Raw genomic sequence first — 20990 nt, 5'->3', positions numbered from 1 at the left:
TCTGCGTTAGACTGACAGGCTGCCGCGATCGCGGCCGGTCCGTTCCGATGGATCCGAACCAGAACGTCAGGAGTACACCGTGCCGAGGGAACGGGGCGAGAACGTCGTGGCCACGAACCGCAAGGCCCGCCACGACTACACGATCGAGGACACCTACGAGGCCGGCATGGTCTTGACGGGTACCGAGGTGAAGTCGCTGCGAGCCGGGCGGGCGTCGCTCGTCGACGGGTACGCCTTCATCGACCGCCGTGAGGCGTGGCTCGACGCGGTACACATCCCCGAGTACGGCCAGGGCACGTGGACGAACCACCCGCCGCGGCGCAAGCGCAAGCTGCTGCTGCACCGCGAGCAGATCGACAAGATCGCCCACAAGATCGCCCCCGGTGGTTTCACCCTCGTGCCGTTGAAGATCTACTTCAAGGACGGCAAGGCCAAGGTGGAGATCGCCGTGGCGAAGGGCAAGAAGGAATACGACAAGCGGCATGCGCTGCGCGAGAAGCAGGACACCCGTGAGGCCGCGCGTGCGATGGCCACCAGGAACCGTCTCGGCGAATAGGTGACAGGCGCCACCTCGGCGCGGTACACTTGAAAGCTGCACCGCAAGGTGCTCGTCCACCGCTCGCGGTGGATTGACAATTCGACAGCGTGTGACAACGGCCCTCTTCGCCTCGTACTCCGAGGCGCTGAGTCCATGGGGATGATCGGTTTCGACATTGCCTGCGAAACTGCGAGAAGCGGGTCGAGGATGCAGGGTTATCTCGTTAACGATCTCTGCAAAACAACAAGTGCCAACTCTAAGCGCACTGACTTCGCCCTCGCTGCTTAAGCGAGCCCGATAGTCCGTCAGACCGAGCGTGTCCCCGTCTCGGATCCTGGCGTCATCTAGGGGACTTGCTGGATGACGGAGCCGCGACGTCATCCGGGACTTTTCTTCGGCTGGGCCCGTCGACCAAGATGCCCTTGTCAATGGTCGGGGCCGAGTAGAACGCATTAAGGGATACGCCCGTAGAAGGCGCAGAATCACAGCAGTGGACGGGGGTTCAATTCCCCCCATCTCCACTCCGGACGTTGTCACACGCTGCCGAGTCGACGACAGGCCCCCGCTTCGGCGGGGGCCTGTCGTCGTTCCTGGGGTCGGAGGGGTACCGACGGGCTGCTAACCTGGGAGTCCAGAGGCCGCCACCACCCGGGAGACCTGCATGGCGACAATCCTGCTTGTTTTTGCTGCGATCGCCGTCGCCACGCCCACACTCACTCGAGTGCTGTCGACGAAGGTCTTCTACGTCATCGCGTGTATGCCCGCGGCGGCATTCGTCTGGACGCTCTTCCAAACCGGCACGGTCACGGCCGGCGGCACGGTCGTCGAGACGATCGAGTGGATCCCGCAACTGAGCATTGCGCTCTCGTTCCGGATGGACACGCTCGCCTGGCTGCTGTCCCTCGTGGTCACCGGCGTCGGTGCTCTCGTATTGCTCTACTGCGGCCGCTACTTCTCCTCGACCGAGCCCGGCCTCGGTCGCTTCGCCGCGCTCCTCTTCGCCTTCGCCGGCACGATGTTCGGTCTCGTGACCGCCGACGACATCATCGTCATGTTCATGTTCTGGGAGATCACGAGTGTGCTCTCCTACCTGCTCATCGGGCACTACACCGATCGCAAGGAGAGCCGCGGTGCCGCGCTCCAGGCGCTCCTGGTGACGACCTTCGGCGGGCTCGTCATGCTCGTGGGCGTCATCATGATCTCCGTGCAGGCGCAGAGCACCTCGCTCGCCTCGATCGTCGAACAGGGCCTGACCGGCCCCGCGACCACCGTCGCCATCCTCCTCATCCTCGTCGGCGCGATCTCGAAGTCGGCGCTCGTCCCGTTCCACTTCTGGCTGCCGGCCGCGATGGCCGCACCGACGCCCGTGAGCGCATACCTCCACGCTGCGGCGATGGTGAAGGCAGGGATCTACCTCGTCGCGAGGCTCGCACCCGGCTACGCCGACACCCCGGGCTGGGACGCGATGCTCGTCGGCCTGGGCGTCCTCACCATGGTCGCCGGTGCTTGGCGGTCCCTGCGTCAGTACGACCTCAAGCTGGTCCTGGCCTACGGGACGGTGAGCCAGCTCGGATTCCTGATGGTCATCTCGGGGTACGGCACCCGCGATTCGGCCCTGGCCGCCGTCGCGCTCCTGCTCGCCCACGCCATCTACAAGGCGGCGCTCTTCCTCGTCGTCGGCATCATCGACCACCGCGCTGGGACGCGTGACTGGAGGCATCTCTCCGGTCTCGGGCGTCAGACGCCGGTGCTCGCCGTCATCGCGGCGATCGCGGTCGCGTCGATGGCCGGCATCCCACCGCTCTTCGGGTTCGTCACGAAGGAGGCCGTCTTCACCTCGCTGCTGGAGGGCGCGCTCGAGGGCGACGTGTGGGGTTGGATCGCGATCGTCGGGACCGCCGTCGGGTCCGTGCTGACCGTCGCATACAGCGCCCGGTTCCTCTGGGGCGCCTTCGGAGACCGGCGCGGCGCCGCGCCGACCGAACTGCATGCCGAATCCGGAACGATCATGATCGCGCCGGGCATCCTCGCCGTCGCGACCATCGCTCTCGGCTTCGCGACGAAGCCCATCGACACGGTGCTCGCGCCCTACGCGGACTCCGTGGGGGAGGGCGACTACCACCTCGCGCTCTGGCACGGCCTCGAGCCGGCGCTCGGCATCTCGGCCGTCGTCGTGCTGCTCGGTCTGCTGCTCTTCCGCTGGAGGCTCCCGGTCGCGCGTCTGCAGGACCGCCTGCCACCCCTCATCGACTCCTCGAAGGGGTACTGGGCGGCGACCCAGGGCATCGACCGGCTCTCCGCGAAGGTCACCCTGTTCGCCCAGCGCGGCGGGCTCGTCCAGTACCTGTCCACCATCCTCGTGGTCTTCGTCCTGACCCTCGGCACGATCGCCCTCCTCGGGCGCACCTGGCCGAGTGAGATCCGGCTGTGGGACTACCCCGCGCAGGTGGCCATCGCCTTCATCATGGCGACCGCGGCGATCGCGGCCGCCCGGGCGAAGCAGCGCATGGCCGCCGTGCTGCTCGTCGGCGTCACCGGCTTCGGGCTCGTCGCACTGTTCGCCCTGCACGGTGCTCCCGACCTCGCGCTGACCCAGGCCCTCGTCGAGACGATCACGATCGTGGTGTTCGTCCTCGTGCTCCGCCGACTCCCGGCCAAGATCGCCCAGCGCAACGCCCCGGTCCACCGCGTCCGTCGGGTCGTCATCGGGACGTTGACCGGCCTGGTCATGGGGCTCATCGGGATCATCGCCCTGGGCGCCCGACAAGCCGAGAGCATCGCGACCGAGCTGCCCAGGCTCGCCGTCGAGGAGGGCCACGGCAAGAACATCGTCAACGTCATGCTCGTCGACATCCGGGCCTGGGACACCATGGGCGAGATCTCGGTGCTCGTCGTGGTGGCCACCGGTATCGCGAGCCTGCTCTTCGTCTCACAGCGTGGCGCCGAGGTCCCGCGCCTCAGCGGTGCGCGGCGTCGACGGATCCCGGGCCTCCGATCCCAGGTCGTGTCGGACCCCCACCTCGCGGACAGCGAGATGGAGGCACCTCGCGACGCGGTGGGGCGGCACTCATGGCTCATCGGTGGCCGGGCGATCGCCGAGGCGAACCGTTCGATCCTCCTCGAGGTCCTCGTGCGGCTCCTCTTCCACCCGGCGATCGTCGTCTCCGTCTTCCTGCTCTTCGTCGGCCACAACGAGCCGGGCGGTGGCTTCGCCGGCGGTCTGCTCGCCGGCCTCGCGCTTGTGATGCGGTATCTCGCCGGCGGACGCTACGAGCTCGGCGAAGCCGTGCCGATCGATGCGGGCAAGGTGCTCGGCGTCGGACTGCTGCTCGCTGTGGGGACGGCCGTCGGTTCCCTGTTCTTCGGCGGTGAGGCGCTCCAGTCCGCGTACTTCTCGGCCGACGTCCCGATCCTCGGACACCTCTCGTTCGGCACGTCCAGCATCTTCGACATCGGCGTCTACCTCGTCGTCGTCGGACTGGCGCTCGACATCCTGCGCAGCCTCGGGGCCGAAGTCGACCGTCAACAGGAGGAAGCCGACATCGACGAGCAGAGTACGGACGAGTTCTCGGCGAGTGAGGCCGAGCAATGAGCGCCTCACTGACCCTCGTCGTCCTGATGGCCGTCATGTACGGCACCGGGGTGTACGTCATGCTCGAGCGGAGCCTCACCAGGTTCCTCATCGGGTTCGTGCTCGTCGGCAACGCGACGAACCTCCTCATCCTGATCATGAGCGGCCCGAGCGGCACCGCACCGCTCGTCACGGGCACCGCCTCCGACGACCGCATGGTCGATCCGGTGCCGCAGGTGCTCATGCTCACGGCCATCGTCATCAACTTCGGTGTGACCGCCTTCATCTTGGCGCTCATCTACCGGACCTGGTGGTTGGCACAGCTCGGCGACGAGGGTGACACCCTCAGCGATGAGCACGCCGACGACACCGAGGCGGCGACGGAGGCGGTCTTCAACCAGGTCGACCTGGACGACGAGGCCATCCAACGGGTCCTCGACGAGAGCAACGAGCACGGCGACGACAGTCACACGACCAGGAAGGGGGCAGGCGAATGAACGCACTCGTCCCGCTCGTGGTCATGATCCCGCTGATCGGCTCGGCGATCGCGCTCATGTTCCGCAACCGCCGCAAGACGCAGGTGGCGATCAGCGTCGTCGCGCTCACCGCGGTGACCGTGATCAGCGCGATCCTGCTCGCGGCAGTCGACCAGAGCGGCACGATCGTCGTGGAGCTGGGCGGCTGGTCCCCGCCGTGGGGCATCGTGCTCGTCGTCGACCGGCTGTCGGCGATCATGCTGCTCGTCGCGGCCCTGATGCTGCTGGGCGTCCTCATCTTCGCCATCGGTCAGGGCATCGTCGACGGCGACCGCGAGACGCCGGTGTCGATCTTCCACCCGACCTACCTGGTCCTGGCGGCCGGGCTGTTCGACGCCTTCGTCGCGGGCGACCTCTTCAACATGTACGTCGGCTTCGAGATGCTCCTCGCCTCCAGCTACGTGCTCCTCACCCTGGGCGGCACCGGAGCACGGATCCGCGCCGGCGTCACCTACATCGTCATCAGCCTCATGTCGTCGCTGCTCTTCGTCGCCGCGATCGCCCTCATCTACGGCGCGACGGGCACGGTGACGATCGCCCTCGTGGCGGACCGCGTGCGCGACCTGCCGATGGAGGTGCAGGCGATCCTCTGCGCCGCACTGCTGCTCGGGTTCGCGGTGAAGGCGGCGGTGTTCCCGCTGTCGTTCTGGCTGCCCGACTCCTACCCGACCGCGCCGGCGCCGGTCACGGCGGTCTTCGCCGGCCTGCTGACGAAGGTCGGTGTGTACGCGATCATCCGGACCGACACGCTCATCTTCAAGGACGTGCCGCTGGCGACACCGTTGATGGTCATCGCCTTCCTGACCCTGCTCATCGGCATCTTCGGCGCGGTCGCCCAGGCCGACATCAAACGACTGTTGTCGTTCACTCTCGTGAGCCATATCGGCTACATGATCTTCGGCATCGCCGTCGGCGGGGTCGCCGGTACCGCCGCGACGATCTACTACATCGTCCACCACATCGTCGTCCAGACCACGCTGTTCCTCACCACCGGTCTCGTCGAGCGGATCGGCGGGACGACCTCCATCTCCCGCCTCGGCGGGATCCTGAAGGCCTCGCCGATCGTCGGCGTGCTGTTCTTCATCGGAGCGATGAACCTCGGCGGCATCCCGCCGTTCTCGGGCTTCCTCGGCAAGATCGGGCTGTTCCAGGCGGGTGTCGCCCTGGGTGACCCGCTGTCGTACATCCTCATCGCCGCCGGAGCCGCGACCTCGCTCCTGACCCTGTACGCCCTCGCGCGCGTGTGGAACATGGGCTTCTGGCGTGGGAAGGACGAGGTCGCCGGATACTCCTCGCCGTTGCTCGACCAGCTCGCGGAGAGCCCCGAGGACTCGGGGTCGGTCGACACCAAGACCATCTCGCGCCCGATGATCGGTGCCACGACCGGCATGGTCGCGTTGACCCTCGCCCTGACGGTCTTCGCGGGGCCGCTCTTCGGACTGGCCACACGGGCCGCTGAGAACATCGAGGACCCGGACAACTACATCACCGCGGTCTTCCCCGACGGAACGGAGCACCTGAAGTAATGCAACCGTCACGTCGTCGCGCCCTGTTCAGCCAGGCCCTCCTCCTGGCCGGACTCATCCTGCTCTGGTGTCTCCTCTGGGGGATGTTCGACCTGCTCACCCTCGTGACCGGCCTCGGGGTCGCGTTGCTGGTGTCGTTCCTGTTCTACCTGCCGGCCGTCGAGCTGAGCGGCCGCATCAACCTCTGGCGGACCGCGATCTTCCTGGGCAAGCTCCTCGTCGACATCGTGCGGGCGAGTGCGGAGATCGCGTGGCTCGTCCTCAAGCCGAGGTTCCGTTCCAGTAACGCGGTGATCGCGGTCCGTCTGCGGACGACCTCCGACCTCATCATGAGCTGGACGGCGGAGGCGGTCTCGATCGTCCCCGGCTCGATCGTGGTCGACCTCGACCGCACGGCGTCGACGCTCTACCTGCACGCGTTGAACGTGCATGACGACGCCGACATCGACGAGGTCGTCGCCGAAGTCCTCGGAACGGAGCGACGGCTCATCCTCGCGATCGGTTCGCGCGCCGAGGCCGACGCCCTCCGCCACGACCATGACCACGTCTCGATCGGAAGGGGGCAGTGATGCTCGTCGTGATCATCATCGTCTCCGTGCTGTTCGGTGCCGCGGCCCTCGCAGCGGTCTACCGGATCATCCGCGGGCCGAGCCTCCTCGACCGCGTGATCGCCTCCGACGTGCTCGTCGCCACCGTCATGTGCGCGATCGGGGCCGAGATGGCGATCAACCGTCACACGGACGGCCTGCCGGTCCTCCTGGCGCTCGCGATGTTCGCGATCGTCGGCTCGGTCAGCGTCGCGCGCTTCATGTCGAAGCAGGACGACGCATGACCGGCGATCTGATCCGCGACATCGTCACCGGTGCCCTCGTGCTCGTCGGGGCGATCATGTGCTTCGCCGCCGGCGTCGGCCTCCTGCGCTTCCCCGACGTGTTGTCCCGCCTGCACGCGGCGACCAAGCCGCAGATCCTCGGGCTCATCGCGATCATGGCGGACGTCGCCGTCTCGAGCCCGACGGTCGGGACGATCACGATCGCGATCGCGATCATCGTGTTCCAGAGCCTCACCGCGCCGATCTCCGCGCACATGGTCGCCCGGGCGGCGTACCGGAGCGGCAACTTCGACGCGGCCGTCCTCGTCCGCGACGAGCTCGCGGGACGCGAAGAACTCGGCGAGGAACGACATCCCGGCCACACGCCCGAATAGCGGCACAATGTCCCCATGGGAATGCTCATCTACGGGTCCGGCGACGAGTACGAGATCGAAGACCGCGCGCTCGCGCACCTGAAGGCCGTCATCGGGGCGAAGCTGCGCCGACAGGAGAGTTTCTTCCTCAGCTGGGCGAACGATCCCGAACACGGTTCGGGACGACGGTCGCTCTGGTTGTCCCCGAGCATCCCGCTGCAGTTCCGCTTCTTCGGGAGCCGCCCGCCGGAACTCAACCGCGCGTGGCTCGAGGTCCTCTCGGATTCATCGCACACCCCGCGAGGGCTACAGCTCATCCCGGAGTCCGAGGTCGAGGGGCACCTCGCGGGGAACGGGGCGTCGCGCGACGCGGGCACCGAGTCCCACGACCAGGACCACGGCTAGGACGATTCGTCCGTCCCCACGAGCAGGACGCGGAGCGCCGTCTCCGGTGAGCCGCGACCGTCCGGAGGGATCGTCTCGCCGTGCGTATAGCGATCGACGACCCGCGGGTCGACGTAGCTGGACTTCGCGATCGCCGGGGTGTTGCCGAGGACCGCTGCGGCGTCGCGCATGGCCTGTGCGATGACCTTCGAGCGTGCCGTCTTACTCTGCACGGGTCCGGCCTTCGCCAGGCTCTCCGCGGCCGCGACGGTGCCGTGCAGCGTCCGGAAGTCCTTCGCGGTGAACTCGCCGTTCGTCTGCGCCCGGACGTAGTCGTTGATCTGGCTCGCCTGGAGGTGGCGCCACCGGTTCCCGTCCTTCCAGGCCAGGAGGCGGGCGTGCGGTCCACGGCGCTTCAAGGAGCGGATGAGCGAGGCCAGGTCGGCGTCGACGATGTCGGACTCCCAGGGCTGTCCGCTCTTCGCCGGGAACTTCAGCGCGACGGTGTCGCCGCTCACACGAGCGTGCGCTCCCTCGAGGGTCGACAGGCCGTGACTGCCGTTGGCCTCCGCATACTGCTCGCCGCCCACGCGCAGGGAGCCGGTGTCGAGCATGCGGAACGCGCCGGCTGACACCCGTGCCAGCGGGTATCCCTCGAGCCGGAGGTCCCGGGTGACCCGACCTCGCGCGGCAGGGAGCGCCTCTGCGAGGGCCAGGGCGCGGTCGAACTTGCTCCGGTCCTGACGCTCGCGCCACGACGGGTGGTAGAGGTACTGCCGTCGCCCGGCTGCATCGATCCCCGTCGCCTGGATGTGCCCGTTCGCGTAGGGGGTGATCCAGACGTCGTTCCACGCCGGAGGGACCACCAAGCCGTCGATCCGTGCCCGGATCTCCTGATCGTCGAGGAGCGAACCGTCCGGCATTCGATAACTGAAACCGCGCCCGGATCGAACCCGTCGGATGCCCTGTCCGTTCACGTCGCTGCGCCTCAGTCGTACCATCCGCCCAGGCTACGACGCGGTCGGATACCGCTCGGCGGGCTTGCGCCGTGCCGTGCGCTCGTGTCAGCCGACGGGTGGCAGCTCGGCGAGGAAGGCGTCGTGCAGGCGCCCGTTCGTCGCGAGGGAGCTCCGCGTGGAGATGGTCTCGATGCCGTCGATGTCCGTGAAGCGACCGCCGGCCTCGAGGACGATCGGCACGTGGGCGCCCAGGTCGTACTCCTGCACGCCGAATTCGGCCACGGCGTCGATCGAGCCCTCGGCGAGCAGCATGTAGGGCCACATGTCACCGATGGCCCGATCGCGCCACAGGGAGCCGCACAGGGCCAGCAGCTGGGGGATCCGCCCGACCGAGGCCCACTGCGCGATGCTCTGGAAGCTGAAGGACGCGTCGGCGAGGTCGGAGACCCCCGAGACGGACAGCCGGCGTGGGGTGGTCTCGCCGAACCGGACGCCCCACGCGCCGTGTCCGATGGCACCCCACCAGCGGGCGTGCATGGCGGGTGCGCTCACGACGCCGACGACAGGTACGCCGTCGACGGCGAGGGAGATGAGTGTCGCCCAGTTCGAGACGCCGCGGAGGAAGTTCGCCGTCCCGTCGATCGGGTCGATGATCCACTGCCGATCCGTCGGGCCCTGCGCGCCGTACTCCTCGCCGAACACGCCGTCGTCCGGGCGCTCGGTCTCGAGGATGCCGCGGATGGAGCGTTCGACGGCGAGGTCGGCGTCGGTGACGTGCGAGCGGTCCGGCTTGGTGGAGACCTCGAGGTCTCGGGCCTCGAAGCGGTCCATCGCGATGCGGTCGGCCGCGTCGGCGAGCCGGAGCGCGAGATCGAGGTCGGCGGGGGAGACGGTCACGGGTTCGGTCACCTCTCCAGGATAGGGTCGCGCGGGCCGGATCGAACGACGCTCGTGGGGTCGGCGACGTGCCGCCGCGACACGCCGACCGGCTCGATTTCGCACCCGGGCCAGTTGGGTGCTAGTGTCATATCTCGGTTCGGAACACTCCGAAACCACGCACCTCTAGCTCAATTGGCAGAGCAACTGACTCTTAATCAGTGGGTTCCCGGTTCAAGTCCGGGGGGGTGCACCACACCAGCAACGGCCTCGTCTTCGGACGGGGCCGTTCTGCGTTTCGGCTCGACTCGCGTTCGGGCTTACGGCCCGACGAAACGCTCCGGTGACGTTTCGCGACAGCTCCCGTCCGATTCGCGTCATCGGAACCGAGTAGAGCGCGGGCATGAGACCCTGGAAGGGTCGGCAGCATGGCGGGATCGGGTCCTGCCCTTGCCGACGAAAGCCTCCGCGTGGTCACCCCACCGTGCGGAGCAGAGCGACGGTCGGGCATTCGTGCCCACCAGCGCCGTGACGCCTCATCGATTCGGGTTCGATGAGGCGTCATGCCCGCTCAACGGCCCGGTACGACGAAACGGCCGCCCACCGGAGTGGACGGCCGTTCTCGACGTGCGTGGCCGGTCAGGCGACCGAGCTGCGGCGCGCCGGCACCGGGTTGACGAGGCTCGCGTCGATGAACTCGGGTTCGGCCCAGACGGTGATGGGGTAGTGCTGCGGCTCGAGGAGGGTTCGCTCGACGAGCGTCGGCTCAGTGTCGTCAGCCGCGGCATCGGGGTGGTCGTCATCGGTCTGCGCCTCGGACGGCGCGTCGATCGTCTCGGTGACGGCGGCAGGTTCCTCGACGACGGCCGGCTCGATGACCTCGACGGTCTCGACCTCGTCGGCGACATCGACCGCGGCTTCTTCCTGGCCACGAGACCACAACCGCCATCCGCGCGCCGGAGCGGCCTCGGCACGGACCGTCACCGCAGCCTGCTCGAGGTCGATGTCCGTCGCGATGTCGTGGGCGAGCTGCTGGGCATAGACCTCGTGGAAGATCTCATCGCCGGAGCTCGGGGTGCGGCGCGACAGCACCCAGGCACCGTTGGCGCCGAGCTCGCTCGCCAGTCGAGCGTGGACGAGGTCGAACAGCTGCTTCTCGGTCAGCTTCGATGCGGAGACTGGTGCTGCGTGGCGTCGGCGACCGAACATGGCGGGCCCTTCATCGAAAGCGGATCATCCGTGAGGCTGGACTCCCTTCATTGTCGATCACGAGGCGCGGAACGACGCGGAGACACGCGGGTGAGTGCCCCAATTCTCGGGTTCTCCGGGCGCCCGTGGTAGCGCGGTCGGCGCGACCTCAGCGGCCGATCTCAGCCTGCTTGCTGTCGTCGAGCACCGAGCTGATCGCGAGGGCGAGCGAGATGCCCCAGCTCACCCAGAGGAGGGCGAGCTTCCAGTCCCGCGGTCCCTGTCGGGTCGCCTGGAGGGCGGAGATCCCGCCGAAGACCGTGGAGATCATGCTGCCGTTGAAGAGGAATTTGCGCATGACTTCACGCTAGCCGGTAGGGGAGGCCCCCCGCATCCGGGCTTTCCTTCGGGTTCTCGCCTGTGCTAGCGAATGCACGCTTCGCGAAGGCCAGTGAGGCGCGCAGCTGGCTGAGGCGGAGCGCGTCGCCGCCGGTCGCGGGCAGGTGCACCTCCGCGACGATGCTTCCCGACCAGTCCGCCGCGCGCAGCAGCTCGAGGACCTCGGCGACCGGCTGCTCACCGTCGCCCGGGAGGAGGTGCTCGTCGAGGAAGGCACCCCGCGGCGACGGTGCGGTCCCGTCGCACAGGTGCACGTGGCGGAGGCGGCCGCCGTAGCGGGTCGCGATCTCGAGCGAGTCCTCACCCGCGAGGGCCGCATGGGAGAAGTCGAGCGTCAGGGCGGCGCAGGCGAGCGGGGCCGGGTCGTAGCCGAAGGCGAACGGCTGCACCCGGAGCCCGCGGCTCTGGAAGCACGCCATGTTCTCGACGGCCAGCTCGAGTCCGTGCGTCTCGCTCAGCTCGGCGACGAGGTCGACGAAGGCGTGCGCGTAGCGCCGCTGCCAGCGGAACGGCGGGTGGACGACGACGGTCGACGCGCCGACGGCGGCGGCGAGCTCGGCCGAGCGGCGGAGCTTCTCCCGATGGTCGCGGCCCCAGACGAACGCGGTCCGGGTCAGGACCGGCGCGTGGATCGAGAGGATGTCGAGCCCGGTCTCGGCGGCGAGGGCGCGGAGGGCGTCGGCGTCCTGCGTGAGGCGGTCCTGGGTCACCATCACCTCGACGCCGTCGTAGCCGGCTTCGGCGGCCAATTCGAACGCGCGCCGGGTTCCCAGCGGGTAGACGCAGGAGGTGCTCATGCCATGGCGGATCATCAGCGCAAGCATATGCTCGCCGTCTGAACACGCGGTTTCGCCATGCGGAACGCTGCTAGCCTGAACAGCGAACCCGAGTACCCCGGGAGGGCCATCATCACCAGATATTCCGCGCCTGACGGCGGATCAGCGTCGACCTTCGACTTCATCGTGGTATCCAACCGGCTGCCGGTCGACCGCGTCGTCGATGCAGACGGCGCCGAGAGCTGGCGGACCTCGCCCGGTGGACTCGTGACCGCCCTCGAACCCGTCATGCGCGGTGCCGACGGCGCCTGGATCGGATGGGCCGGCTCCGCCGACCTCGAGATCGAGCCGTTCGACAACGACGACATGTGGATCATCCCGGTCCCGCTGTCCGAGGACGAGATCGCCCGCTACTACGAGGGTTTCTCGAACGACACCATCTGGCCGCTCTACCACGACGTCATCGCTCCGCCGAGCTACCACCGCGAGTGGTGGGACTCCTACGTCGCCGTGAACCGACGGTTCGCGGAGGCGGCCGCAGCGGCCGCGTCCGACGGCGGGACCGTCTGGGTGCAGGACTACCAGCTGCAGCTCGTGCCGAAGATCCTGCGTGAGCTGCGACCCGATCTCACGATCGGCTTCTTCAACCACATCCCGTTCCCGGCCTACGGCATCTACTCGCAGCTCCCATGGCGACGCCAGATCATCGAGGGACTGCTCGGCGCCGACGTCATCGGCTTCCAGCGCGTCGCGGACGCGGGTAACTTCTCCCGGGCGGTCCGCCGCCTGTTCGGGTACGAGACGAAGGGAGCCGCGATCCAGGTCCCGCTCGATGCGGCACTCGTGTCGGTCACGACGGACGCGGCACCGGTCGCCTCGAAGCGCGGCGCCCCGTACCGCACGGTGATCGCCCGGCACTTCCCGATCTCGATCGACAGCAAGGGGTACCAGGCCCTCGCGCAACGCCCCGACATCATCGCCCGTGCCAAGCAGATCCGCGAGGAGCTCGGCAACCCGGAGACGATCATGCTCGGCGTCGACCGCCTCGACTACACGAAGGGCATCGGGCACCGACTCAAGGCCTTCGGAGAGCTCCTCGCACAGGGCAAGCTCGCGGTCGAGGACGTCACGCTCGTCCAGGTCGCCAGCCCCAGCCGCGAACGCGTCGAGACGTACCGTCAGCTCCGCGACGACATCGAGCAGACGGTCGGCCGGATCAACGGCGACTTCGGCACCATCGGCCACACCGCGATCCAGTACCTGCACCACGGGTACCCCCGCGAGGAGATGGCTGCCCTCTACCTCGCCGCCGACGTCATGCTCGTCACAGCCCTGCGCGACGGCATGAACCTCGTCGCGAAGGAGTACGTCGCCGCTCGCTACGACAACGACGGCGTCCTCGTGCTGAGCGAGTTCGCCGGCGCGTCCGACGAGCTGAAGCAGGCACTCAAGATCAACCCGCACGACATCGAGGGGATGAAGTCGGCGATCCTCCAGGCCGTGCACATGACGAAGGCCGAGCGTGGTCGTCGCATGCGGGCGCTGCGCAAGCGCGTCATGGAGTACGACGTCGCGCGGTGGTCGGCGTCCTTCCTCGACGAGTTGCAGCGTGTGCGTGACCAGTCACCGACCATCGAGCAGGGGAGCACCACCCAGTCATGAGCACCACCGACGAGCCCACCGACACCCTCGGGGGGCTTCCCCTCGGACTGCGTGCGGAACTCCGCCGCCTGGCCGACGTCCCGAAGCTCCTGGTGGCCCTGGACTTCGACGGCACGCTGGCACCCGAGGTCGACGACCCGGACCAGGCGCGCGCGCTGCCCGCGGCTCGCAAGGCCGTGTTGGCGCTGATGGACCTGCCAGGGACGCGCGTCGCACTCGTGTCCGGGCGCGCGATCGACAGTCTCGTGGCGGTGGCCGAGCTGCCCGATCACGCGCTGTTCGCCGGCTCGCACGGCGTCGAGATCCGCCTCGACAACCCCGACGACGCCCTCGCCCTCGACGATGAGGAACGCGAACAGCGGGAGACCCTCCAACGGATCCTCCAGGACGTCGCGGAGGGTTACGATAATGTCTGGATCGAGCGGAAGCCGGCAGGGTTCGCCCTGCACACGAGGCTCGCCAGTGAAGAAGACTCCAGGATCGCCCACCTCGAAGCACTCGCCCACACCAAGGACGAGTTCGGCGCCCTGACGGTTCGAGAGGGCAAGAACGTCCTCGAGTTCTCGCTCAGGAGCGCGACCAAGGGCGAAGCCGTCGAACACCTCCGGCGGTACACCAAAGCAGATGCCGTGTTCTACGCGGGCGACGACGTCACGGACGAGGACGCGTTCGGCGCACTCGGCCCCGGCGACCTCGGGGTGAAGAGTGGCACCGGCGTGACCGCCGCCGACTTCAGGGTCGAAGGACCCTCCGAGATCGCGCGCGTCCTCGGCATGCTCGCGGAATATCGAAGCAACAAGGAAGCCGTAGACTCTTAAAATGCCAGAGATCGACATCAAACCACGCAGTCGTGCCGTCACCGACGGGATCGAGGCGACCACCTCGCGCGGCATGCTCCGCGCCGTCGGCATGGGCGACGAGGACTGGGACAAGCCCCAGATCGGCATCGCGAGCTCGTGGAACGAGATCACGCCCTGCAACCTCTCGCTCGACCGCCTCGCACAGGGTGCCAAGGAGGGCGTGCACTCGGGTGGGGGATACCCGCTGCAGTTCGGCACCATCTCCGTCTCCGACGGCATCTCCATGGGCCACGAGGGCATGCACTTCTCGCTCGTCTCGCGCGAGGTCATCGCCGACAGTGTCGAGACCGTGGTCATGGCCGAGCGCCTCGACGGCACGGTCCTGCTCGCCGGCTGCGACAAGTCGCTCCCGGGCATGCTCATGGCCGCCGCGCGGCTCGACCTCTCCTCGGTCTTCCTCTACGCCGGATCGATCGCGCCGGGTTGGGTCAAGCTCTCCGACGGCACCGAGAAGGAGGTCACGATCATCGACTCCTTCGAGGCGGTCGGGGCCTGCAAGGCCGGCAACATGAGCGAAGAGGACCTGAAGCGCATCGAGTGCGCCATCGCCCCGGGCGAGGGTGCCTGCGGCGGGATGTACACGGCCAACACGATGGCGTCGGTCGCCGAGGCGCTCGGCATGAGCCTCCCGGGTTCGGCATCGCCGCCCTCGGCCGACCGCCGTCGCGACTACTTCGCGCACCGCTCGGGCGAAGCCGTGGTCAACATGCTCCGACTCGGCATCACCGCGCGCGACATCCTGACGAAGGAGGCGTTCGAGAACGCCATCGCCGTCGCGATGGCATTCGGCGGATCGACGAACGTGGTCCTGCACCTGCTCGCGATCGCCCGCGAGGCCGAGGTCGACCTCACACTCGACGACTTCAACCGCATCGGCGACAAGGTGCCGCACATCGGCGACCTGAAGCCGTTCGGCCAGTACGTCATGAACGACGTCGACCGTCACGGCGGCGTCCCCGTCGTCATGAAGGCGCTGCTCGACGCCGGTCTGCTGCACGGCGACTGCCTCACGGTCACCGGCAAGACGGTCGCCGAGAACCTCGCCGACATCAACCCCGACCCGATCGACGGCACGGTCATCCGCACGCTCGACAACCCGATCCACGCGACCGGCGGCATCACGATCCTCAAGGGCTCGTTCGCGCCCGAGGGCGCCGTCGTGAAGACGGCCGGATTCGACGCCGAGGTCTTCGAAGGACCCGCGCGGGTCTTCGAACGTGAACGCGGAGCCATGGACGCGCTCACCGAGGGCAAGATCAACAAGGGCGACGTCGTCATCATCCGCTACGAGGGCCCGAAGGGTGGGCCGGGGATGCGCGAGATGCTCGCGATCACGGCCGCCATCAAGGGCGCCGGACTCGGCAAGGATGTACTACTGTTGACGGACGGTCGATTCTCAGGCGGCACAACCGGACTGTGCATCGGCCACATAGCACCCGAAGCGGTGGACGCAGGTCCAATCGCCTTCGTGCGCGATGGTGATCTGATACGGGTCGATATCGCTGGCCGCTCGCTCGACCTACTCGTCGACGAAGCAGAGCTGGAAGCCCGCCGCGACGGCTGGGCGCCTCTTCCCCCGCGCTATACCCGTGGCGTTCTCGCAAAGTACTCTCGTCTCGTGCACTCCGCAGCGGAGGGCGCGATCACGGGATAACCGAGCATCTCGTTCGTGCATCTCATCGCTGAAGGAATCATCATGCCCACGGAATCCCAACCCGTGCCTCATCCCAGAACACCTGCGGCCCCGGCCGCACCGGAGATCCTGACGGGAGCCCAGGCGATCGTCCGATCGCTCGAGCTCCTCGGGGTCACCGACATCTTCGGTCTGCCCGGCGGAGCGATCCTGCCGACCTACGACCCGCTGATGGACTCGACGAAGCTCCGCCACATCCTGGTCCGACACGAGCAGGGCGCCGGCCACGCGGCCGAAGGATACGCCGCGGCCGGTGGCGGGATCGGCGTGTGCATCGCGACGTCCGGCCCCGGCGCGACGAACCTCGTCACCGCCATCGCCGACGCCTACATGGACTCGGTGCCGATGGTCGCGATCACCGGTCAGGTGTTCTCGACCCTCATGGGCACTGACGCGTTCCAGGAGGCGGACATCGTCGGCATCACCATGCCGATCACGAAGCACTCCTTCCTCGTCAAGACCCCGGAGGAGGTCCCGGCGGCCATCGCCGCGGCCTACGAGATCGCGGGTACCGGCCGTCCCGGACCGGTGCTGGTCGACATCACGAAGGACGCCCAGCAGGCTGAAGCGCCGTTCATCTGGCCGCCGAAGGTCGACCTGCCCGGCTACCGCCCGGTGACGAAGGCGCACGGCAAGCAGATCCAGGCCGCTGCGCAGCTGCTCGTCAACGCCAAGAAGCCGGTGCTGTACGTCGGCGGCGGCGTGATCCGCTCCAAGGCCTCCGAGGAACTGCTCGCGCTGGCCGAGGCGACCGGGGCTCCGGTCGTGACGACGCTCATGGCTCGCGGGGCGTTCCCCGACTCGCACACGCAGCACCTCGGCATGCCCGGCATGCACGGCACCGTCCCGGCAGTGCTCGCGCTGCAGGAGGCCGACCTGCTCGTGTCGCTCGGTGCCCGGTTCGACGACCGCGTGACCGGCAAGGCCTCGCTCTTCGCGCCGAACGCCAAGGTCGTCCACGTGGACGTCGACCCGGCCGAGATCTCGAAGATCCGCATCGCGGACGTCCCCATCGTGGGCGACGCGAAGGACGTCATCGTCGACCTCCAGTCGGCGTTCGAGGCAGCCGCCCGCGAGGTCACCCCCGACATCGCCGAGTGGTGGTCCTACCTCGACGGTCTCCGCGAGGAGTTCCCGCTGGGCTACGCCGAGCCGACCGACGGTCTGCTCTCGCCGCAGCACGTGATCTCCCGCATCGGCGAGATCACCGGTCCGGAGGGCGTCTTCGCGTCGGGCGTCGGCCAGCACCAGATGTGGGCGGCGCAGTTCATCAAGTACGAGCGTCCGAACTCCTGGCTGAACTCCGGCGGTGCCGGGACCATGGGCTACTCGGTCCCCGCGGCCATGGGCGCCAAGGTGGCCCAGCCCGATCGCCACGTGTGGGCGATCGACGGCGACGGCTGCTTCCAGATGACCAACCAGGAACTCGCGACCTGCACGATCAACAACATCCCGATCAAGGTCGCGATCATCAACAACTCCTCGCTGGGCATGGTCCGCCAGTGGCAGACGCTCTTCTACGACGGTCGCTACTCGAACACCGACCTGAACACCGGGCACGACACCATCCGGATCCCCGACTTCGTCAAGCTGGCCGAGGCCTACGGTTGCCTCGCGATCCGCGTGACGAAGGAGGAGGAGGTCGACGCCGCCATCAAGCTCGCCCTGGAGACGAACGACCGTCCGGTCGTCATCGACTTCGTCGTGAGTGCCGACGCGATGGTGTGGCCGATGGTGCCGCAGGGCGTCAGCAACAGCTACGTCCAGTACGCCAAGGACCACAGTCCGTCGTTCGATGAGGAGGCCTGAGCATGAGCAGCCACGTCCTGAGCCTCCTCGTCGAGGACAAGCCCGGTCTGCTGACCCGCGTCGCCGGGTTGTTCGCCCGCCGGGGCTTCAACATCGAGAGTCTCGCGGTCGGCCACAGCGAGATCGAGGGTCTGTCCCGGATCACGGTCGTCGTCGACGTCGAGGAGCTTCCGCTCGAGCAGGTGACGAAGCAGCTGAACAAGCTCATCAACGTCATCAAGATCGTCGAGCTGGATCCGGCGCAGTCCGTCCAGCGTGAGCACCTGCTCATCAAGGTCCGCGTCGACAACTCCACCCGTTCCCAGGTGCTGGAAGCCGTCAACCTGTTCCGGGCCCGCGTCGTCGACGTGGCGACCGACGCCCTCGTGATCGAGGTCACGGGCGACTCCGGGAAGACGACCGCGCTCCTCAAGGTGCTCGAGCCCTACGGCATCAAGGAGATCGCCCAATCGGGTCTCCTCGCCATCGGGCGCGGCTCGAAGTCCATCACCGAACGCGTCTTCAAGAACTAGTCGCATCTGCGGCATATTGCGAAACCACAACCAAGGAGAGAACCACCAGTGACTGAGATTTTCTACGACCAGGACGCAGACCTGTCGCTCATCCAGGGCAAGAAGGTTGCCGTTATCGGCTACGGCTCGCAGGGCCACGCACACGCGCTCAACCTCCGCGACTCCGGTGTCGAGGTCGTCGTCGGCCTGAAGGACGGCTCGAAGTCGATCGCCAAGGCCGAGGAGCAGGGCTTCACCGTCAAGAACGTCGCCGACGCCTCCGCATGGGCCGACGTCATCGTCATCCTCGCTCCGGACCAGCACCAGCGCACGATCTTCGCCGAGTCCATCAAGGACCAGCTCGCTCCGGGCAAGGCGCTCGTCTTCGGCCACGGCTTCAACATCCGCTTCGGCTACATCGAGGCTCCTGAGGGCGTCGACATCTTCATGGTCGCCCCGAAGGGCCCGGGCCACACCGTTCGTCGCGAGTACGAGGCCGGCCGCGGCGTCCCCGTCATCGTCGCCGTCGAGAAGGACGAGACCGGTGGCGCCTGGGCGCTCGCCTGGTCCTACGCCAAGGCGATCGGTGGCCTCCGTGCCGGTGGCATCAAGACCACCTTCACCGAGGAGACCGAGACCGACCTCTTCGGCGAGCAGGCCGTCCTGTGCGGTGGCGTCTCGCAGCTGATCCAGTACGGCTTCGAGACCCTGACCGAGGCCGGGTACCAGCCGCAGATCGCCTACTTCGAGGTGCTCCACGAGCTGAAGCTCATCGTCGACCTCATCTGGGAGGGTGGCATCGCCAAGCAGCGTTGGAGCGTCTCCGACACGGCTGAGTACGGCGACTACGTCTCCGGCCCGCGCGTCATCGACCCGAGCGTCAAGACCAACATGCAGGCGGTCCTCAAGGACATCCAGGACGGCACCTTCGCCAAGCGCTTCATCGACGACCAGGACGCCGGCGCGCCCGAGTTCCTCGAGCTGCGCAAGAAGGGCGAGGACCACCCGATCGAGGCCACCGGTCGCGAGCTGCGCAAGCTCTTCGCGTGGAACGCCTCGAACGACGACGACTACGTCGACGGCAGCGTCGCCCGCTAGTCTCCGCTCGTCCAGCCGCTCAGCGGCACCGAGCCAGAACGCCCGCCCCGATCCGTCGGGGCGGGCGTTCCGTCGTCTGCGGGAGCCTCAGGCCGTCGCTGCTCCGGTCGTGCCGGGCTCGAGGAAGATCTCGATGACCGGGATCGGGGTGTCGGGTTCACCGATCGGCAGGTGCAGGGTCACTGTGTCGGGACCGAGTCCCTTCGGTTGGGTGTGCTGGTTCGGCAGATCGTGCTCCGGGCGATGCACTTGGAACGGCACCTCGGAGCCGTCCGACAACAGCTGCGCGTAGCGCACCCGGCCGCCGAGACCGGGCAGGTGCAGGTGCACGAACGGCCAGGCGAAGACGTGGACGTACAGCCGGTCGCCGCGTTGCGTGTATCGGACGTCGGTCGGACTGCTGAACTCCGACGGGCCGCATCCTCGGATCGCCCGCTCGTGGAGCGCGAACCAGTCGGCGAGGACGTCGAGTCGTTCGATCGCGCGAGGATCGATCGTCCCGCGCGCGGTCGGTCCGATGTTCAGCAGCATGTTGCCGTTCTTCGAGACCGAATCGATGAGCATCCGCAGGAGCAGCTCCGGCGACTTGTAGTCGAGGTTGTCGCGGTCGTACCCCCAGCTGCCGTTCAGGGTCTGGCAGGCCTCCCACCGGAGGGGGTCGCCGTCGGGACCGACCGGTGTCACCACGGGCTGGTACTGCTCGGGGGTGGTGACGTCGCCCGGGAGTTCGAGGCGGTCGTTGATGAGGATCTCCGGCTGCAGCCCGCGGATCATCTCGACGAGTTCCTCGGAGCCCCAGTCGGCGGCGCCCTTCCCCGGCAGACCTTCGATGCCCTGCGAGTAGCTGAAGTCGAAGAAGAGGTAGTCGATCGGGCCGTAGCCGGTGAGCAGCTCGCGCACCTGGCCGTGCAGGTAGTCCCGGTAGCGGGACCAGTCACGGTCGGCGTTCGCTGCGAGCGCCTCGGGGTCGTCGCGTCGCGGGTGGATGCCGTCGACCGTGAAGTGGGGGTGATGCCAGTCGATGAGCGAGTGGTAGAAGCCGATCCGGAGCCCCTCGGCGCGGAAGGCCTCCACGAACTCCGCCACGAGGTCACGGCCGGCGGGCGTGTGCATGGACGTGAAGTCGGTGAGTGCCGAATCCCACAGGCAGAAGCCGTCGTGGTGCTTCGTCGTGAGCACCGCGTACCGGAAGCCGGCCGCCTTGGCCTGCTTGGCCCAGGCGCGGGGGTCGAACCGGTCTGGGTCGAAGTGCTCGCGGTAGCGCTCGTACTGTTCGGCCGAGAGGTGTTCCCGCGTCTGCACCCACTCATGGCGTGCGGGGAGGGCGTAGAGGCCCCAGTGCAGGAACAATCCGAATCTCGCCTCGTCGAACCAGGCGGTGTCGGGTCGGGGGATGGTGGTCTCGGTCACGGCGGCCCTTCGATCGTCGAGTGGGTTCA

The 20990-nt window shown here is 67.9% G+C and carries 20 protein-coding genes, 1 tRNA gene and 1 other RNA gene; 16 read left to right on the top strand and 6 right to left on the bottom strand.

Annotated features, from left to right (window positions below; all coding sequences use genetic code 11):
- The first annotated feature begins 79 nt into the window (after positions 1-79).
- The 9 genes from smpB to ACZZZB_RS02360 all read left to right on the top strand — a co-directional run bounded on the left by smpB (position 80) and on the right by ACZZZB_RS02360 (position 7761).
- Positions 80-556, top strand: coding sequence for an SsrA-binding protein SmpB (smpB, locus tag ACZZZB_RS02400; RefSeq protein WP_056007115.1), 477 nt, complete (start codon positions 80-82; stop codon positions 554-556).
- 137 nt (positions 557-693) lie between these two features.
- Positions 694-1062, top strand: a transfer-messenger RNA (tmRNA) gene (gene ssrA / locus ACZZZB_RS02395).
- A gap of 137 nt (positions 1063-1199) precedes the next feature.
- Complete coding sequence (locus tag ACZZZB_RS02390; RefSeq protein WP_463528888.1) at positions 1200-4130, top strand: Na+/H+ antiporter subunit A; 2931 nt, start codon at positions 1200-1202, stop codon at positions 4128-4130.
- Positions 4127-4606 carry an NADH-quinone oxidoreductase subunit K gene (locus tag ACZZZB_RS02385; protein ID WP_079705596.1) on the top strand — a complete coding sequence of 160 codons (480 nt, stop codon included), beginning with the start codon at positions 4127-4129 and terminating at the stop codon, positions 4604-4606. Before ACZZZB_RS02390 ends, ACZZZB_RS02385 begins: the two co-directional genes overlap by 4 nt.
- On the top strand, positions 4603-6171 hold the full coding sequence (locus tag ACZZZB_RS02380) for a Na+/H+ antiporter subunit D (protein WP_079705597.1): 1569 nt from the start codon (positions 4603-4605) through the stop codon (positions 6169-6171). Before ACZZZB_RS02385 ends, ACZZZB_RS02380 begins: the two co-directional genes overlap by 4 nt.
- A complete protein-coding gene (locus ACZZZB_RS02375) occupies positions 6171-6740 on the top strand; it encodes a Na+/H+ antiporter subunit E (RefSeq protein ID WP_085510573.1) in 570 nt (189 codons plus the stop codon). Before ACZZZB_RS02380 ends, ACZZZB_RS02375 begins: the two co-directional genes overlap by 1 nt.
- Positions 6740-7003 (top strand): MrpF/PhaF family protein, encoded by a 264-nt coding sequence (locus tag ACZZZB_RS02370; RefSeq protein ID WP_064296237.1) that lies wholly within the window; start codon positions 6740-6742, stop codon positions 7001-7003. The genes ACZZZB_RS02375 and ACZZZB_RS02370 overlap by 1 nt, the downstream gene beginning before the upstream one ends.
- The gene (gene mnhG, locus ACZZZB_RS02365; protein ID WP_463528887.1) at positions 7000-7377 is read left to right on the top strand and encodes a monovalent cation/H(+) antiporter subunit G; all 378 of its coding nucleotides are present in this window, start codon (positions 7000-7002) and stop codon (positions 7375-7377) included. Before ACZZZB_RS02370 ends, mnhG begins: the two co-directional genes overlap by 4 nt.
- A gap of 15 nt (positions 7378-7392) precedes the next feature.
- Positions 7393-7761, top strand: a complete 369-nt coding sequence (locus ACZZZB_RS02360; RefSeq protein ID WP_124769053.1) for a DUF7882 family protein — start codon at positions 7393-7395, stop codon at positions 7759-7761.
- Here the strand turns inward: ACZZZB_RS02360 and ACZZZB_RS02355 are convergent.
- On the bottom strand, positions 7758-8741 hold the full coding sequence (locus tag ACZZZB_RS02355; RefSeq protein ID WP_079706267.1) for a DNA topoisomerase IB: 984 nt from the start codon (positions 8739-8741) through the stop codon (positions 7758-7760). The two genes, ACZZZB_RS02360 and ACZZZB_RS02355, sit on opposite strands and share 4 nt — an antisense overlap.
- A gap of 63 nt (positions 8742-8804) precedes the next feature.
- Entirely contained in the window at positions 8805-9608 is an 804-nt protein-coding gene (locus tag ACZZZB_RS02350; protein ID WP_463528886.1) for an inositol monophosphatase family protein, read from the bottom strand.
- Between the two features lie 147 nt (positions 9609-9755).
- Here ACZZZB_RS02350 and ACZZZB_RS02345 point away from each other — a divergent pair.
- A tRNA-Lys gene (locus ACZZZB_RS02345) sits at positions 9756-9831 on the top strand.
- 383 nt (positions 9832-10214) lie between these two features.
- Here ACZZZB_RS02345 and ACZZZB_RS02340 read toward each other — a convergent pair.
- The 3 genes from ACZZZB_RS02340 to ACZZZB_RS02330 all read right to left on the bottom strand — a co-directional run bounded on the left by ACZZZB_RS02340 (position 10215) and on the right by ACZZZB_RS02330 (position 11959).
- Positions 10215-10784 carry a hypothetical protein gene (locus ACZZZB_RS02340; RefSeq protein WP_463528885.1) on the bottom strand — a complete coding sequence of 190 codons (570 nt, stop codon included), beginning with the start codon at positions 10782-10784 and terminating at the stop codon, positions 10215-10217.
- 148 nt (positions 10785-10932) lie between these two features.
- The gene (locus tag ACZZZB_RS02335; protein WP_079705603.1) at positions 10933-11121 is read right to left on the bottom strand and encodes a hypothetical protein; all 189 of its coding nucleotides are present in this window, start codon (positions 11119-11121) and stop codon (positions 10933-10935) included.
- Between the two features lie 4 nt (positions 11122-11125).
- Positions 11126-11959, bottom strand: coding sequence for a sugar phosphate isomerase/epimerase family protein (locus tag ACZZZB_RS02330; RefSeq protein WP_249404752.1), 834 nt, complete (start codon positions 11957-11959; stop codon positions 11126-11128).
- Positions 11960-12016: 57 nt separating this feature from the next.
- On the opposite strand from ACZZZB_RS02330, the gene otsA reads away from it, so the two are divergent.
- From otsA to ilvC, 6 genes are read left to right on the top strand one after another with little or no spacing between them, the layout of a single operon-like run.
- Entirely contained in the window at positions 12017-13600 is a 1584-nt protein-coding gene (gene otsA / locus ACZZZB_RS02325; protein WP_192005158.1) for an alpha,alpha-trehalose-phosphate synthase (UDP-forming), read from the top strand.
- Positions 13597-14418, top strand: coding sequence for a trehalose-phosphatase (gene otsB, locus ACZZZB_RS02320; protein WP_079705605.1), 822 nt, complete (start codon positions 13597-13599; stop codon positions 14416-14418). The genes otsA and otsB overlap by 4 nt, the downstream gene beginning before the upstream one ends.
- A 1-nt stretch (position 14419) precedes the next feature.
- A complete protein-coding gene (gene ilvD / locus ACZZZB_RS02315; protein ID WP_064296246.1) occupies positions 14420-16114 on the top strand; it encodes a dihydroxy-acid dehydratase in 1695 nt (564 codons plus the stop codon).
- 42 nt (positions 16115-16156) lie between these two features.
- Positions 16157-17962 (top strand): acetolactate synthase large subunit, encoded by a 1806-nt coding sequence (locus tag ACZZZB_RS02310; RefSeq protein WP_085510581.1) that lies wholly within the window; start codon positions 16157-16159, stop codon positions 17960-17962.
- A gap of 2 nt (positions 17963-17964) precedes the next feature.
- Positions 17965-18474: an acetolactate synthase small subunit gene (ilvN, locus tag ACZZZB_RS02305; protein ID WP_064296248.1), complete on the top strand. Its 510-nt coding sequence runs from the start codon at positions 17965-17967 to the stop codon at positions 18472-18474.
- Between the two features lie 48 nt (positions 18475-18522).
- Positions 18523-19551, top strand: a complete 1029-nt coding sequence (ilvC, locus tag ACZZZB_RS02300; protein ID WP_064296249.1) for a ketol-acid reductoisomerase — start codon at positions 18523-18525, stop codon at positions 19549-19551.
- 87 nt (positions 19552-19638) lie between these two features.
- On the opposite strand, the gene ACZZZB_RS02295 is transcribed toward ilvC, so the two are convergent.
- The gene (locus tag ACZZZB_RS02295; protein ID WP_463528884.1) at positions 19639-20961 is read right to left on the bottom strand and encodes an alpha-L-fucosidase; all 1323 of its coding nucleotides are present in this window, start codon (positions 20959-20961) and stop codon (positions 19639-19641) included.
- Positions 20962-20990 lie beyond the last annotated feature (29 nt).

This window comes from Plantibacter sp. AC185, from assembly GCF_979258065.1.
Note: the sequence above shows the minus strand (reverse complement) of the source record. Positions and strands in the feature narration are given on the sequence as shown.